This is a genomic window from Enterococcus sp. DIV1089c (genome assembly GCF_050530965.1).
Lineage (GTDB): Bacteria > Bacillota > Bacilli > Lactobacillales > Enterococcaceae > Enterococcus_B > Enterococcus_B hirae.
In genome coordinates this window covers 2,125,770-2,141,583 of the sequence record NZ_CP172888.1, presented here as the reverse complement: position 1 = coordinate 2,141,583, position 15,814 = coordinate 2,125,770, and the positions used below count along the sequence as shown (strand labels likewise).

16 protein-coding genes and 1 other RNA gene are annotated in these 15,814 nt (G+C 36.4%); 15 read left to right on the top strand and 2 right to left on the bottom strand.

All coding sequences use genetic code 11. The annotated features are described in order from the left end of the window. Positions 1 to 88: 88 nt before the first annotated feature. The 9 genes from iadA (at position 89) to IGL30_RS10085 (ending at position 9,050) form a co-directional block, all read left to right on the top strand. Complete coding sequence (iadA, locus tag IGL30_RS10125) at positions 89 to 1,273, top strand: beta-aspartyl-peptidase (RefSeq protein WP_088745467.1); 1,185 nt, start codon at positions 89 to 91, stop codon at positions 1,271 to 1,273. A gap of 88 nt (positions 1,274 to 1,361) precedes the next feature. Next, on the top strand, positions 1,362 to 1,586 hold the full coding sequence (locus tag IGL30_RS10120) for a CsbD family protein (RefSeq protein WP_010720743.1): 225 nt from the start codon (positions 1,362 to 1,364) through the stop codon (positions 1,584 to 1,586). Positions 1,587 to 2,344: 758 nt separating this feature from the next. After that, on the top strand, positions 2,345 to 4,024 hold the full coding sequence (locus IGL30_RS10115) for a ribonuclease J (protein WP_010720742.1): 1,680 nt from the start codon (positions 2,345 to 2,347) through the stop codon (positions 4,022 to 4,024). Positions 4,025 to 4,178: 154 nt separating this feature from the next. Beyond that, a complete protein-coding gene (locus IGL30_RS10110) occupies positions 4,179 to 4,652 on the top strand; it encodes a YbaK/EbsC family protein (protein ID WP_010720741.1) in 474 nt (157 codons plus the stop codon). 153 nt (positions 4,653 to 4,805) lie between these two features. Next, complete coding sequence (locus IGL30_RS10105) at positions 4,806 to 5,486, top strand: metal-dependent hydrolase (protein WP_088745466.1); 681 nt, start codon at positions 4,806 to 4,808, stop codon at positions 5,484 to 5,486. Between the two features lie 9 nt (positions 5,487 to 5,495). After that, the gene (locus tag IGL30_RS10100) at positions 5,496 to 6,827 is read left to right on the top strand and encodes a DRTGG domain-containing protein (RefSeq protein WP_010737191.1); all 1,332 of its coding nucleotides are present in this window, start codon (positions 5,496 to 5,498) and stop codon (positions 6,825 to 6,827) included. Positions 6,828 to 6,841: 14 nt separating this feature from the next. Beyond that, positions 6,842 to 7,792: a DHH family phosphoesterase gene (locus IGL30_RS10095; RefSeq protein ID WP_088745465.1), complete on the top strand. Its 951-nt coding sequence runs from the start codon at positions 6,842 to 6,844 to the stop codon at positions 7,790 to 7,792. Between the two features lie 140 nt (positions 7,793 to 7,932). Then, positions 7,933 to 8,265 (top strand): zinc ribbon domain-containing protein YjdM, encoded by a 333-nt coding sequence (locus IGL30_RS10090; RefSeq protein ID WP_010720737.1) that lies wholly within the window; start codon positions 7,933 to 7,935, stop codon positions 8,263 to 8,265. Positions 8,266 to 8,342: 77 nt separating this feature from the next. Further along, complete coding sequence (locus IGL30_RS10085) at positions 8,343 to 9,050, top strand: zinc metallopeptidase (RefSeq protein ID WP_010720736.1); 708 nt, start codon at positions 8,343 to 8,345, stop codon at positions 9,048 to 9,050. A 201-nt stretch (positions 9,051 to 9,251) separates the two neighbouring features. On the opposite strand, the gene IGL30_RS10080 is transcribed toward IGL30_RS10085, so the two are convergent. Next, positions 9,252 to 10,715: a helix-turn-helix domain-containing protein gene (locus IGL30_RS10080; RefSeq protein WP_010737192.1), complete on the bottom strand. Its 1,464-nt coding sequence runs from the start codon at positions 10,713 to 10,715 to the stop codon at positions 9,252 to 9,254. Positions 10,716 to 11,160: 445 nt separating this feature from the next. Between IGL30_RS10080 and IGL30_RS10075 the strand changes: the two genes are divergently transcribed. Both IGL30_RS10075 and IGL30_RS10070 read left to right on the top strand, forming a co-directional pair. After that, a complete protein-coding gene (locus IGL30_RS10075) occupies positions 11,161 to 11,703 on the top strand; it encodes a hypothetical protein (protein WP_010720734.1) in 543 nt (180 codons plus the stop codon). 159 nt (positions 11,704 to 11,862) lie between these two features. Then, positions 11,863 to 12,198: a hypothetical protein gene (locus IGL30_RS10070; RefSeq protein ID WP_010737193.1), complete on the top strand. Its 336-nt coding sequence runs from the start codon at positions 11,863 to 11,865 to the stop codon at positions 12,196 to 12,198. Between the two features lie 106 nt (positions 12,199 to 12,304). Here the strand turns inward: IGL30_RS10070 and IGL30_RS10065 are convergent, their stop codons facing one another. Then, the gene (locus IGL30_RS10065) at positions 12,305 to 13,165 is read right to left on the bottom strand and encodes a helix-turn-helix domain-containing protein (RefSeq protein WP_010720732.1); all 861 of its coding nucleotides are present in this window, start codon (positions 13,163 to 13,165) and stop codon (positions 12,305 to 12,307) included. 108 nt (positions 13,166 to 13,273) lie between these two features. On the opposite strand from IGL30_RS10065, the gene tadA reads away from it, so the two are divergent. The 4 genes from tadA to IGL30_RS10045 all read left to right on the top strand — a co-directional run bounded on the left by tadA (position 13,274) and on the right by IGL30_RS10045 (position 15,778). Next, entirely contained in the window at positions 13,274 to 13,765 is a 492-nt protein-coding gene (gene tadA, locus IGL30_RS10060; RefSeq protein ID WP_010720731.1) for a tRNA adenosine(34) deaminase TadA, read from the top strand. Positions 13,766 to 13,805: 40 nt separating this feature from the next. Further along, positions 13,806 to 13,890: signal recognition particle sRNA small type (gene ffs, locus IGL30_RS10055), an RNA gene on the top strand. A 205-nt stretch (positions 13,891 to 14,095) separates the two neighbouring features. Continuing rightward, entirely contained in the window at positions 14,096 to 14,542 is a 447-nt protein-coding gene (locus tag IGL30_RS10050) for a type II toxin-antitoxin system HicB family antitoxin (protein ID WP_010720730.1), read from the top strand. An 864-nt stretch (positions 14,543 to 15,406) separates the two neighbouring features. After that, positions 15,407 to 15,778, top strand: coding sequence for a phage holin family protein (locus IGL30_RS10045; protein ID WP_053766345.1), 372 nt, complete (start codon positions 15,407 to 15,409; stop codon positions 15,776 to 15,778). Positions 15,779 to 15,814 lie beyond the last annotated feature (36 nt).

Genomic DNA, 15,814 nt, shown 5'->3' with positions numbered 1-15,814 from the left:
TCATTATTCTTCGGCTTTTTTATAATAAAAATAGTTACTTTTGAAACAAAGAAAACCAAAATATCGGTATGAGAAAGGATGAAGTCAAATGAAAATCATTCGTCAAATTGAGGTTTATGCACCAGATTATTTAGGGGTCATGGATGTATTGATTGCCGGGGATAAAATTATTGCGCTTGAAGAAGCGTTGAGCGGTGGCTATGCTGAGTTAGAAGTGGAAGAAATTTCCGGTAGTGGGAAAGTGTTGACACCGGGCTTTATTGATTGCCATTTTCACCTTTTAGGTGGAGGTGGAGAGGGCGGTTTTCAAAATCGTACGCCAGAAGTAACTTTAAGTCAATTGACGACAGCGGGTGTAACAACAGTTGTTGGGTGTTTGGGAACAGATGGTGAAGGTCGTGACATGACTGCACTTATCAGTAAGGCAAAAGGCTTAGAAGCAGAAGGGATCTCAACTTACGTCTATGAAGGTTCTTATCGATTACCAATCAAAACCGTTACGGATTCAATCATCAAAGATTTTTTGACAATTGATAAAATCATCGGAATTGGCGAAATTGCTGTTTCTGACCATCGATCATCTCAGCCTACATTTGAAGAATTTTCTCGAGCAACTGCTGATGCCCGAGTAGGAGGTATGTTGTCTGGTAAAGCTGGTATCGTCAATGTCCATTTAGGTGGAGGAAAACGTAAACTAGAGTTATTAACAAGGGTAGTTGAGGAAACCGAGATTCCGATTACGCAATTTTTACCTACCCATGCTAACCGCACGCCAGAACTTTTAACAGCTTGTATCGAGTTTGCGAAAAAAGGTGGGACAATTGACTTCACAGCGAGCGAAGATCCTGATTTTTGGGAACGAACAGATGGGGAAGTCCGCTTTAGTAAAGCTTTAAAACAGTTGATCGAAGCTGGCGTTTCCCTTGATCATTTTACAATGTCATCTGATGGACAAGGAAGTTTACCTTACTTTGATGAAAAAAATCACTTTCTTGGTATGGGTGTCGGAAGCGCAAAATCACTACTGGTAGGTATCAAAGAAGCGGTAGAAAAAGAAGAGATTCCACTTGAAGTAGCCTTGCGAGCAATCACAGTCAATCCCGCTCGTGTGTTAAAGCTGGAGCGAAAAGGAACAATCAAAGTAGGGAACGATGCTGATCTATGTATACTTGACAAAGAAACCTTAGCCATCGAAACAGTGATCGCCAAAGGACAAGTAATGGTTGAAAACAAAGAAGTTAAAGTGTGGGGAACCTTTGAAAAAACGATCTAAGAGCATACTGTTTGTCTGTTTTTCAAGTTGATGATACCCTGATAATAGTTAGATAGTTAGAAATGAGAAATTTAAGGGAGGAATTAAGATGGCAGATTTAAAAGGACGTTCTGAAGATGCAAAAGACAAAGTAGTTGGTAAAGGAAAAGAAGCTTACGGTAAAGCAACAGATGATAAAAGCAAAGAAGCTGAAGGAAAAGCACAATCACTTGGTGCTGATATCAAAGAAAAAGCTCGTAATTTAGGCGATGATATCAAAGAAGGCTTTGAAGATGTCAAAGAAAAATTCTCCAAAAAAGATGATAAAAAATAGTTTCTCCAAAAGAGAAGTTTGGTTAAAACTTTGAGAATGATCCTCTGGTTTTGTCCAAAGCTAGTTCTTAAGGAAGATTGATTGTAAAAGACGATAGATTTGGTTTATTGTGTTTTGCACCTCTTATAGTTAGTAAACGAACTTTTGAGGTGCGCCACGATACCAATTCTACCGTCTTTTTTTAGTATGCGTTCCAGCAAATCTATCGATGTACTCTCTCGAATTATGATAAGTATAATTATAAGTCAATGAACTTAATAGAGCTTTGAAGTGATTTATAGTAAGAAAGCTTTTATTGAGATCGAAAATCCTACTATAGTTATTCCTAAAAATATGGTAAAATAGACGGAGTATGTTTGTAACAGAAGAACGGATAAAAGTAGACAGTTTGTTAAATTGAGACTGTTTTAATCAACGACTTGAGGCAAGATTGGTTGTGCTTTATAAAACCAGGCTTTTTTTCTTGAGAATAGCAGATGCTAGCGATTTATCTAATTTGTTGTATAATGATGGGGAGTAGTCGAATCCATTGCTTTCGACTTTTGTGTTAAAAATAATCGATTCATCGCTTTAATGAAACTTATTCAAAAATGGCAGAAGATAAACAAGAGGACTGTCAATCAGCTGCTTTTTCTTGCTAAGCAATAGAAGAAGTCAGCTAAAATTTTGTGAGTTGCTCATTGAGATGAATCATCTATTTAGTTAAAGAAGAGAATCGATGTCTTTAAACTTGGGCATCATAAGAAGAGGTGAAATTTGTGAGTACCATTAAAATTATCCCTTTAGGCGGCGTACGTGAAAATGGAAAAAATATGTACATCGCTGAAGTGGGAGAAGATATTTTTGTTTTAGACTGTGGTTTAAAATATCCTGAAAACGAATTGTTAGGTATTGATGTAGTCATTCCTGACTTTACGTATCTGGAAGAAAACATTGATCGGGTAGCGGGAGTCTTTTTGACACATGGACATGCAGATGCGATCGGAGCGTTACCTTATTTACTTTCTAAGCTCTCTGTACCAGTATTTGGAACCGAGTTAACGATCGAGCTTGCTAAATTGAGTGTGGGACGAAATGATGCAGCAAAAGGTTTCAAAGATTTCCATGTAGTCGATGAACACACGGAGATTGATTTTGGCGAGACGATCGTCAGCTTTTTCCGAACCACCCACACGATTCCAGACTCAGTCGGGATCAACTTGAAAACCAAAGAGGGCAGTATCGTTTACACAGGCGATTTTAAATTCGATCAGACAGCTATTCCAATGTATCAAACTGATTATGCTCGTTTGGCAGAAATCGGTAAAGAAGGCGTATTGGCATTACTTAGTGAATCAGCGAACGCTGAAAACTCAGTTCCTGTAGCATCAGAGCTACAGATTGCGGATGAAGTCTTCGATACGATCAAGTATTGGGAAGGTAGAATCATCGTTGCTTGTGTGGCAAGTAATCTACAGCGGGTTCAACAAGTCTTGGATGCAGCCGAAAAGGCACAAAGAAAAGTAGTATTGACAGGGCAAGATTTTGAACGGATTATCCGAACAGCAATGCGTCTGGAAAAACTACAACTTCCGAGTGAAGATTTGCTTGTGACCTTGAAGGACATGAAGAAATACAAACCAGAAGAAATCATCATTTTAGAAACTGGACGGATGGGTGAACCAATTAAGTCATTGCAAAAAATGGCCAATAAAACCCACCGTAATATCAAAATCGAAGAAGGCGACTTAGTCTATATCACAACTACTCCAAGTATTGCGATGGAAACGATGGTAGCTAAAACAGAAGATATCATTTATCGTGCAGGTGGTACGGTCAAATTGATCTCTGAGAACATGCGAGTGTCTGGACATGCGAACCCTAACGATCTTCAGTTGATGCTTAATTTGATGAGACCAACTTATTTTATTCCTGTTCAAGGTGAATATCGTGAATTAGCTGCTCATGCTGATTTAGCTCATGCCGTCGGGATCCCTTACAAAAACATTTACATCACAGGACGTGGTGATGTGTTGGAATATAAAAATAAACGGATGAGTGTCGCTGGAACGATCAGTGCTGAAAATGTGATGATCGATGGTTTAGGAATTGGTGATATTGGTAATATTGTGTTACGTGACCGTAAAATCTTGTCAGAAGATGGTATTTTTGTAGCTGTAGTTACTATTAGTCGCCGTGAAAAGAAAATTGTCTCAAAACCACAAATCACATCTCGCGGTTTCGTTTATGTCAAAGCTAGTCGTGATTTGATGAAAGAAAGTGGGACGATGATCGAAGAAATCGTGGAAAAACACTTGGAAAGTAACGACTTTGAGTGGAGTAAATTAAAACAAGACATTCGAGATCAATTAGGACGCTACCTATTTGAACAAACAAAACGTCGTCCAGTGATTTTACCAGTGATCATGGAAGCAACACAACGTAGAGGCAAAAAATAATTGAAACAATAATGGTGTGGAAAAGGTCGTAATCTTTTAAAGAGGCGACTTTTCCATACCATTTTTTGTATCAGTTGAACCAAAGTTCTTGCTCGTTCTTTTTTTTCTATTTTTTTGTAAAATAAAAGAGAAGGAAATGGAAGGAAGATAGTAGATGAAAACAAAAGTAGAAGAATATTTAGAAAAAGAAAGAATTTCTTACGAAGCTCTGACATTTAATCAGACAGAATTGAATGATTTTCAAAAAATACTCAAGCAAAAACAGATTGATCAAAACAGTGTTTGTAAAACATTAGTTTTGAAAGGGGATAAAACAGGTGTAATCATTGCTGTTGTTCCATTGTCGGAACATTTAGATTACAAAAAAACCAGGAAAATTTCTGGTGATCACAAAGTCGGTTTTCCCGGAATGGATTTTGTGATGGCATCTACTGGTTATCCACATGGTGCAAATACACCGATCGGCATTTATCGTAAACACCCAGATTATCTTTTTTTAGTTGATGCATCTTTCAAAGAAAAGCAAATGTTGGTCATGTCAAGTGGCGAAATTGGCAGAAGCATTAAGATCGCTAGAACAGACTTCGAAAAAATAGTTCCTTTTACGTATGCAGAGTTAGTGGAGTAGCGTACTTAGAGTGGTTTGAGCTGATTTGCCACTTGGTACAAACTGTATTATCTGTTACAATGATTACGTATGTACTGTACTATTATTTAGGATTATTCTCTAAATGAAATCGGTTTATTTAATGTATGAAAGAAAGTAAAAGGAGTGAGAAAAGTGAAAATTACTTATCACGGACATTCATGTGTGTCGATCGAAATGAAAAATGGTGAACGCTTGATTATCGACCCGTTTATTACAGGTAATCCGTTAACAGATTTAACAGCTGATAAGGTAGAAGTAGACTGGGTTTTAGTTACTCATGGGCACAACGATCATGTAGGAGACATGGTGCCGATTGCTAAACAAAATGATGCAACGATTATCAGCATTGTTGAGATTACAAATTATGCGGAACAGTTAGGTGCCAAAGGACATGGGATGAATATTGGTGGAAAATATGAATTTCCATTTGGGATCGTAAAATTTGTTCCTGCTCAACACAGCTCAAGTTATGAGGTAGCTGGCACACCGCTTTATATGGGCGAACCTAGTGGGATTGTGATCCAAGCAGAAGGAAAAACGATCTATCACGCAGGAGATACCGCTGATTTTAGTGATTTGGCTTTACTTGCCGAACAATTTACCATTGATGTTGCCTTTTTACCAATTGGTGATAATTTTACAATGGGACCAGAAGATGCAGCGAGAGCAGCGAAACGGATTGGCGCTAATCTAGTCGTTCCTATCCATTACAATACATTTCCTGTTATCCAACAAGATCCTCAACTATTTATTGAGAAGTTGGCAGGGAACGAAGGAAAAATAATGAGCGTTTCTGAAACGCTAGAAGTGTAGGTTAAAGATATGGCGACGAAACATGACTTGATTTTAGAATATATCGAAAGCTTACCGGTTGGAAATCGTATTTCAGTCAGAAGCATAGCAAAAGAATTAAACGTAAGTGAAGGAACGGCCTATCGTGCCATCAAGGATGCTGAAAATATCGGATTAGTTTCAACGATCCAACGTGTCGGAACAATCCGGATTGAGCGAAAATTGAAAAAACATATTGAACGACTAACGTTTGGGGAAGTCGTCAGGATCATTGAAGGAGATGTATTGGGAGGCGCAACAGGATTAGACAAAGTATTGAATAAATTTGTGATCGGTGCGATGACGAAACATGCGATGGAACGCTATATCACACCAGGATCATTGATGATCGTCGGTAACCGCTCGGAAGTTCAAAAATTAGCTTTAGAAGATGGAGCCGCCGTGCTGATTACTGGTGGATTTGACACTACCCCCGAGATTGCTCGCTTAGCAGATGAATTAGCGATGCCGATTCTTCGTACGACTTATGATACCTTTACCGTAGCAACGATGATCAACCGTGCTTTGAGTGATCAATTGATTAAAAAAGACATTATGCTTGTCAGTGATATCTATATGTCAGCAGAAAAGACACACTACCTGCTACAAACAGATACGATCGCCGATTATCAAAAACTATCAGAGGAAACGCACCATTCACGATTTCCAGTAGTGAACCGTCACATGCGCTTGATGGGAATTATTACTGCTAAAGATGTACTTGGTAAAGCAGATACACAAGTAATTGAGCGGGTCATGACAAAAGACCCGATCAGTGTGAAAAAAACCATGAGTGTTGCTTCTGTCAGCCATCAAATGATTTGGGATGGTTTAGAAGTCATGCCAGTCGTTTCGGATGATTTGACACTTGAAGGGCTGATTACTCGGCAAGATGTGATGAAAGCCATGCAGTTAGTTCAGCGACAACCGCAAATTGCAGATACGATCTCTGACCAAATCTCAGGAGGAATCCAAACGATCGATCGAGACCGAGACGGGAATCTTTTGGCAAATCCAAAGTTTAAATTTATGGTTACCCCTCAAATGGTCAATGGGGTCGGTACGATTTCATTTGGTGTATTAAGTGAGATCCTTTCTGATGTTGCACAAAAAACCATGGTATTAAATCAACGCAGAAATATCATGATCGAACAGATGAGTCTCCATTATCTACGTTTAATCCAACTTGAAAGCGAATTGGATATTCGTCCAAGAGTGCTTGAAATTGGTCGGAGATCAGCCAAACTAGACATTGAAGTATATATCGAAAATACGATCGTTTCCAAGGCAATCGTTGTTTGCCAAGTAATGGAACGTTCATAGAAAGCAGGGAAATAATGACTGTCCAATCTGAAATTTTAGCAGAAATAAAAAAATATGATCGAATCATCATCCATCGACATCAACGTCCTGACCCAGATGCTTTAGGTTCTCAAGTAGGTTTAGCAGAGATTTTAAGAGCAACGTTTCCTCAAAAAGAAATTTACCAAGTCGGGGAAACTGTGGAGGGCTTGCGCTTTTTAGCAGAAATGCAAATAGTTGATGATCAAGTGTATGAAGGAGCTTTGGTCATCGTCACTGATACAGCAAATGCACCTAGAATCAGTGATGATCGTTTTAAGTTAGGTGAGAAATTAATAAAAATTGATCATCATCCAAATGATGAACCGTATGGTGATCTGGTCTGGGTCGATACGAAAGCCAGCAGTTGTAGTGAGATGATTACGGAGTTTGCCCTCATGTTTCCAAATGAGTTAACGTTGAATACCAGTGCAGCGCGTTTGCTTTATGCTGGGATTGTAGGAGATACAGGACGCTTCCTATATCCAGCTACAACCGCCAGGACGTTGGAAATTGCAGCAGATTTAAGACGTTATCCTTTTGATGCCAGTGCATTGAATCGTGAAATTGAACAAATGCCGATGAAAGTTGCTAAACTTTCAGGTTATTTATACCAAAATATCCAGGTTGATGAAAATGGCGCAGGAAAAGTGATTTTATCACAAGAACTCCTTTCGCAATACGGAATTGATGATTCTGAAACAGCAGCTGTTGTTTCCTTGCCTGGTGTCATTGATGAGGTATTAGCTTGGGGAATCTTTGTGCAACAACCTGAAGGATATTACCGTGTACGGTTACGTTCGAAAGGCCCGATCATTAATGAATTAGCGAAAAAGCATCATGGTGGTGGCCACCCGCTCGCAAGTGGCGCAAGTGCGAAAGATTTAGCGGAAGTGGCAGAAATTTATGACGAAATCAAAGAGATTTGTCATGCGTATCAAAGATAGTAACTATTTTAGAAGAGAGAGTTGTTCGTTGTAAAAATGATTTTTACTAAACTTTGTTTTAAAAATCACAAGTCTCTCTTTTCAAAAGACACGTTATCCGTTACAATAATGCTCAACGCTATTTTTAAAGGAGAAAGAAGATGACATTACCAAACTGCCCACAATGTGGCTCTGAATACACTTACGAAGATCGAGGATTATTTATTTGTCCTGAATGTGCAAATGAATGGACAAATGAAGAACAGGACCAAGTAGATGGCTTGATCGTTCTTGATGCTAATGGTAATCCTTTGGCAGAAGGCGATAGTGTGACAGTGATCAAAGATTTAAAAGTGAAAGGTGCATCTGGTGCCATCAAACAAGGAACAAAAGTGAAAAATATTCGTCTAGTGGAAGGCGACCATAACATTGATTGTAAAGTCGATGGATTTGGACCGATGAAATTAAAATCAGAATTTGTTAAAAAACTCTAATACACTCAAGGTATTTTCACCTTCTTTTTAGATCACTCATGGTAAAATAAGTTAAAATAAAAAGGAGTGGATTTATCATGTATGGATATGGCATGTATGGCTTTTTTGATCCTACATTTTTGTTAGTGATCATCGGATTAGTTATTTCCGGTATTGCCTCAGCTTATGTGAACAGTACTTTTCGTAAATATGACAAAATCAGAAGTAAGAATAACGTGACGGGTACTCAAGCAGCGCAATACATTTTACAAAGTCAACAAATTAATGATGTCGGTGTCCAACAAATTGCAGGAGATTTGACCGATAATTATAATTCAGGAAATAAAATGTTGAGCTTATCACAAGCAACGGCACAGTCTACTTCGGTAGCTGCAATTGGTGTTGCTGCTCATGAATGTGGGCATGCGGTACAAGATGCTGTTGGTTATGCGCCACTAAAGATTCGTGCCGCACTGGTTCCAGTGGCTAATTTTGGTTCGATGATTTCATTTCCATTGATTTTGATTGGTGTTTTACTGAGCTGGAATGATACATTGATCAACATCGGTATTTTTGCTTTTTCACTTGCGCTTTTGTTTCAGCTAGTTACATTACCAGTCGAATTTAATGCATCCAGACGAGCCATTCAAATTCTAAGCGAAGGTGGTCTTCTGACAGCAGAAGAAGTACCAATGGCTAGACACGTACTCTTTGCCGCAGCATTGACATACGTAGCTGCAGCACTTGCCACTTTCTTACAATTGCTTCGTTTGATCTTATTATTCGGTGGTAATCGTAGAGACTAGTACATGGGACATTATTAAGGTCCTTACTAGCAATGAAAAATCGTAAGTAATTATCGTTAAACCGCTTTGACCTGGTTCAAACGTGAAGAGTTGAATAAGATAGGTTTATCTATCAAGATAATAGTTAAGTATAGGACAACAGGTTGTCCTATACTTTTTTGGCTTGTTTCAGCTATTTTCCAGCTTAAGGAAACAAAAGGATTATTTTTGGTGGAGTCTTTGTATCAGATGGAATAAATGGAGCCAAAGTTCATCTTCACGTTCAGGGTCAAGATAAAAGATATCTGCCGTTTGTTGTTGGGTATCGAACCAATCAGTGACGATTAAATCAGCTTCTTCAGGGTTTTCGGTGATTTGTAAAAACTGATGATTAAAAATATTTTTTAATAATTTTTCGATGTGGTAGTTTCCCGAAAAGACCTTGCTTATCTGTAGATGTATCGCTAATTTTTTATTTTCTTCCGATTTTAAAAGTGTATAGATCAGGCGACTAAGATGTTCGTGCAGTAAATTTTGGCTTGGTTGAGAAGTAAACGTGTCAGCGATGATCATTTGTATTTTTTTTAATCGTTGATCCGAGGCATCGATTTTCATATTTTCAGAAGGATAATAAAGTGCATGGAAGTAATCGATTTTTTCTTGGAATAAAAAAATAAACGTCGTCAGCATCATAATCAAATAATGGTAATAATATTTCTTTTCACCAGCAGATATCGAAGGGAATGACTCAGCTATTTTTTTGATCAGAAAAGAAACTTGTCGACAAAGCGAATGATTACTTTTAGAAAACTCATAGCCAAAGAGTGTTTTTTGTTGTTCGGGAATGAGGTTAGGAAAAAAATAGCAAAGTAAAAAATTAAAGTATAGTACTTCATTTTGGACAAGACTTTCAGGCAAGGATTGGGACAATTGTTTTTTCAATTCGCCGCTAAAATCTTTTGTAGAAGTTAAAATTTTCATTGTTTCATAGCTTTCTAAGAGGCTAGCATCTGGTAATTGATGATGAGCAGATCGCATTAAAAAGATTGCCACTAATAAGTAAACTTTTTCTTGTATCTTTGATGTTTTCTTGGTCATCAAAAGCTCATTGGATAAATGAGTATGCTTTACTTGGGAAAGTTTCATATTTGTCAAAGGCCAATCAATCCCCTGAAAAGCATCAGAAAAAAAGAAATACATATAAATTCTAATCGATAATTCATCGCCTTTCAAAATGTAACAATTTTGGCGAGAGATGATTTGCAGATGGAACTTTTTAAGTGATTTGTTTAATTGATTAGTTAGTTTTTCTAAATAAGAAGGAGATATGTACAACTTTTCCAATAATATTTTTTTTGAAACACGACTGTGTGGCGAATCAAAAAGTAACAATAAAAAATTAAACCGATTTGATTCGCGTAGGAAAAACAATTTTATATAATGAAAGATCGCCATTTTTTCATCTTTATGTTGTGAATCTAATTTCAATTCGCCTTTGGCAGTTGAGTAAATGAATCTAGGGATACTTAGTTGTTGAAAAATAGTCCCGTTTAATTTGCGGATGATTTCTTTGATCGTTCTCTTAGGGATTGATAGAACCTGAGATAATTCACGTAAGGAACATTTATTGGTTTGAACAATGGTATAGAATACTAACAATTCTTTCTTTTTTGCGTCCGTTAACATAAGTTGCTCCTTTTCCTTTTATTTTTTGTCCATGGGAGGACATAAACTGTGAGTGGAAAGAGTTTTTAATGTATGTTATTCTCACATAGTAGTAGTTGTTGTATGTGCTTGTTGTTATTTAAATGGTATATAACAATCGTTTATTCTATTGTTGTTTTTTTCGCTCATTTTGTCAAGTTATAACAGATTAAATAATCAATTTATATAACAAAAACATTGTTGTTTAGCTGATTTTGTTATGTTGGGTTTTGAGTATTGAAGAAAGTTATTAATAAAATAAGCTTCTTGTTGAAATTGTACCTAAATATATTTTTTTGATGTTATGTTGTTATTTTTAATGGGGGATTAGTACTGTCCTCTAAATAATAATGTCTTTAATTTAGAGATGACTAAAAATAATGTCTTTTTAAAAGAAAATGATCAAAAGTGAGAAAGGAAGAATTGTATGAGTAGAGTAACAAATTTTAGCAAAGAGTATTTACTCTTTAAAAGTATGGTATATGCTGAAGAAAATGGCTTATCAAAGATAACAGCTAGGAGTTTAGCTTCTTTTTGTGGCTGTTCCACTTATCCGATTTATGCCCACTTTAAATCAATACGTATATTAAAAGAAAAAATACTTGAAGAAATAACGATCTGTTTTGATCGCTATTTATCAGAATATGTCATTGATGATTTCTTCAGTATCGTCCATCTCCTAAAAGAGTTCTTTTCAATCCATGAAAGCATTCGTGGAGTAGTGATTAAGTCTGAGTTAGATATGGCTTCCTTATTTAAACGTGCGTTTTCAGAATATGTTAAAGAACATACTGGGATCAAAGAGCCTTACTTATTAGAATTACTTTGGCTCAATGCATTAGGCAGTTTGAACTCAGATCGATCTTCTCATGAATTTTTTGAAACAATGACATTGATTTGGAATAAATTGGCTGAGTTGGAAGAGAACTTGCCTGAAGTATTAACAAATATTGAATATTCCCCTAAGTAAATGGATGAAACGATGCTGAAGCGTCCTTTCATATAGATGATCAGAAAAATTGGTGGTAGCGTTTTATTTTTCGGCGATTTTGAAAGTGAAAAAGGGTAAATAGTTCGTTTATCTTTTTATCTATGCTATGATTAATATAGATAAAAGGAGCTGATAATGATGAAAACATCAACAAAAGTAACAATTGGATTAGGTGTCGCAGCAGCAGCAAGCGTAGCGACAGCAGTAGTTGTTTCGGGAAAAGTCATTGAAAAAATCCATCATTTGACGAACCGGGCAAAAGTAAAAAAGTTCGTTAATGAGACATTTGATGGAAACGAAAAACTACTAGATATCGTTGAACATTTATCGGATAGTGATTTAGATTCTTTGATGGGAATCCTAGCGAAGATCAAGTCAGGCAAAAAGAAAATTTCTGTCTATGGGGATTCTCTAAAAGGATCAACGGAAGATGTGAAAGACCGTTTACTCCATTACGTTGATAAAATCATGTGATGCAACAAAAAAAGTAAAGTTAAAAGTACAAAAAGAGCGAAAGTATTAGAAAATGGGACAAACATTATTGGTTTGTCTCATGAACGAATACTTTCGCTTTTTGTGTTCAATGTGTTTGTTCTTGCAGTAAGAGCAAATGACAAAACAGTAAATCATTTGCTTCTTTTAAGTTGAACCCAGTTTGTTCTTGGAATTTTTCGATTTTGTATTTCAATGTATTTCGATGAAGAAAGAGTGATTTAGCTGTCGAACTAATATTACCTAAATTTTTCCATAACACTGAAATGATCTCTTCCATTTCTGTCCGTTTGACCATCTCCTGATAACTTGCAATTAACTGATTGTTGTTCATTGTTCCTTTTGTATAATGATGTAAAGCCACCTCCGATAATGAGATTGCGCCACCATGTAAAGCAAAGTGCTTTTTTTCTTCAAAAAATATTTTCCGCTCTTCAAAAAACAGTTCTGAAAAATTGGGAGAAGGCAAATGAAATGAGCCAATAAATACTTGGGTAGTAATTTCAAAGTCTGCATCTAATGAAAGAAAAATACCTCTTAGCTCAGAAATTTCTAGATAACTAGGACATTTTTTTTCAATCAGTACAGCATCGGTTTCTGTATAAAAGAAAAAATCTTCTAAGTGGAAAAACATTTCACCGATTGTTTCTTGCCATTGGCGCTTAAGAAATTCTCCTCTTGGATCAATGTGAAATTGAATCATGCGAAAGCTTTCTTCTGCTACTAGCGGTTTATTTTCAAATAAATAATGATACCATGGATGATTATCTTCGACAGTAGCTACAGGGAATAACGCTTTCAAAATATTTGTTTCTTGTGTCGAAATCGTCGATTGATCGATCCATAAAAAATAATCATCAATTGCTAAAGAGAGAATTCCTTTATCGGAAGCAGGGGAATTTTTTTTCTGTGCATTAGGATAAAGTGTTATCAGTTTTGTCAAGTCCATCAAAGTCACCTCATGTTTTATTTTACCATAAGACAAAAAGCTAGTTACAACCTTTTTGTCTTATGCTAAAGTTAAGCAAGAAAATGAAAAGTAGGGGATCGATTGGAAATGAAGGAAATCGATAATGAAAAACATGAAAAATGGATGCGGTTAGCCATTGAAGAAGCTCAGAAAGCCCAACAATTAGCGGAAGTACCAATTGGAGCGATTGTTGTTTTAAATGATGAAATCATTGGAAGAGGCTACAATTTAAGAGAAACCACGCAAGACGCAACCACGCATGCGGAAATGATTGCGATCCGTGAAGCTTGTCAAAATGTTGGAAGTTGGCGTTTAGAAGAAGCCCAATTATATGTGACGCTCGAGCCTTGTCCTATGTGTAGCGGTGCGATGATTTTATCTCGAGTCAAAGAAGTATACTTCGGTGCGTATGATCCAAAGGGCGGAACAGCGGGAACATTAATGAATTTGTTGACAGATGAACGCTTTAACCACCAAGCCCATGTAGTAGGAGGCGTTTTGGAAACGGAATGTGGCCAACTTTTAACGGATTTTTTTAGAGAGTTGCGCTTAAGAAAAAAGAAATTAAAAAAAGGCTAGCCAAATAAAAAAAAATCAGGTATACTATTATTTGCCGAAAGGCTAGGACAATGGCGGGCTTGTGAAGCGTGTCAGATCTGGAAGGAAGCAGCACTAAGCAGGATCCGCCATGTGTCTGATTAAAACGAATCTTAAAAGCGTGATAGGTAGTACTTTACTACTTGTTACGTTTTTTTTGTCTAATGAACCAGAGCCTCTTTAGTTTTTTAGGTACTTTATTTGTATTTTATAGAGAAGTAAATAGCTATAGAGAGTATAATTGTTATTGGTAGAAAGATACAGTTTCATACCAATGACCTAAAAATAAATAATCGAAAGAGGTACATATTGATGGTATTAACGTATCCAGCTGTTTTTTATTTAATGACCGATGATAAAGAACCATACTATTTTATACATTTTCCTGATATTGATGGAAACGGAACACAAGCAAATGATATAAACGACGGTATGCAGATGGCTAGTGACTATCTTGGGCTACAATTGTCTTATTATATTGAGGAAGAAAATAAATTGCCGTCTAGCTCAAGTGTAAACAATATTAATGTAGAAAACTATTTCCCTTTTGAGCAGACGAATACATACAATAAAGAGGATTCATTTGTCACGCTTGTTTCAGTTAATATAAAAGAGTATCTGGACATGGAAAAGAGAGAACGTAAAAATGTGTCTATTCCTAAGTGGGCAGATAAATTAGGCAAAGAATTGAAGATCAATTTTTCTGAAACATTGACACATGCGATTTTAAAGAAAGCAGAAGAAGTAAAAAATAATTAAAATAAATGACAAGAAAAAAGCCTGGAATAAAATTTAACTTTAGTCCAAAATATGGATTTTACAAATATTCACAACGAATATTTTGTAAAATTCTTTTTTTGAATAAGCAGAGAACTTGATAAAATGACAGCTCTAAATTTAATAGTGAACGAATAAGTTGGCTTAAGAACAGTGAAAAGTTGAAAGAGGTTGAGACAAAAGTGTTCAGCATCAAGAAATAAGAAGGAATTTCCGAAAATTGACAAGAAACACAAAAACTAGTTTTTGATGTTGATTGTTACCTACTTGGTGATTCTCAAATTCTTGGTAAATTTCGGCAAATTTTCCGAAGATGCTACTTTTTTCTCACCGTGAACAAGAGGTCGTGAAAAGAGTGTTTTGACCTGAGCGTTAAGGATGGAAATCTCGAAACAGCTTCCCATGTTTTGAGATTTTTTGACTTATCGCCGAAGGTCAGCTCTTTGAACACCGTTTAGCAAGAGGCTGTGAAAGAAGCGTTCAGCTCCGAGCGAATAAGCGATGATTTTTTAAAATAGCTCCTCATATTTTAGAAAATCATCGCTTATTGTTGAGGAGTTGCTTCTTGAACGCCGTTTATTCGTTTTTAGAGATACTAGAAGAGACTGAGACAACTTTTGTCCCAGTCCCTTTTTTTTGTCACAAATTTTATTATTTTCCAACATATCTAAATGGAAACAAAAATCTTTAGCAAAGTAGTGAAAGGAAGGTCTGACAATGTAAAAAGAAGAATAGTGTATCAAACAAATGATGAAAGCTAAAAGCAAGGGACTCAAAACTGCAAACTAATGTCTGTTATGGAGGGCATTTCTTTCGCAGTCATTACGTTTAAAAGGAGGTGTTAGTATGACGGCATTAACGAAAGTCTTTGCTAGTGATCAAGCATTAATTCACAGTTTTTTTCTAGTGGTTCTATTAGATCTCATAACAGGTTGGCTTAAAGCAAAAGTCAATCATGTTTGGTATTCAACGCTAAGTTGGCGAGGACTTTGGAAAAAACTCAGTCATTTTGTGTTATTGATCCTGACGGGAGTCGTTGATTTTGTGTTGATCCAAAACGGCGTTCATTTTGAATTTACGTTAGTAAAGGTTTTTACGACTTGCCTGATTTTCACTGAGATTGGGAGCATTTTGACCAATATTGCTGAGTCAGAAGTAACGACTTATTTTGAGGGGATTTTAAAATCAATTCAAGACAAAATGAAACCAAAACAATAACGAAACAGAGAACGATTAGGAACGATCAAAGTGAAT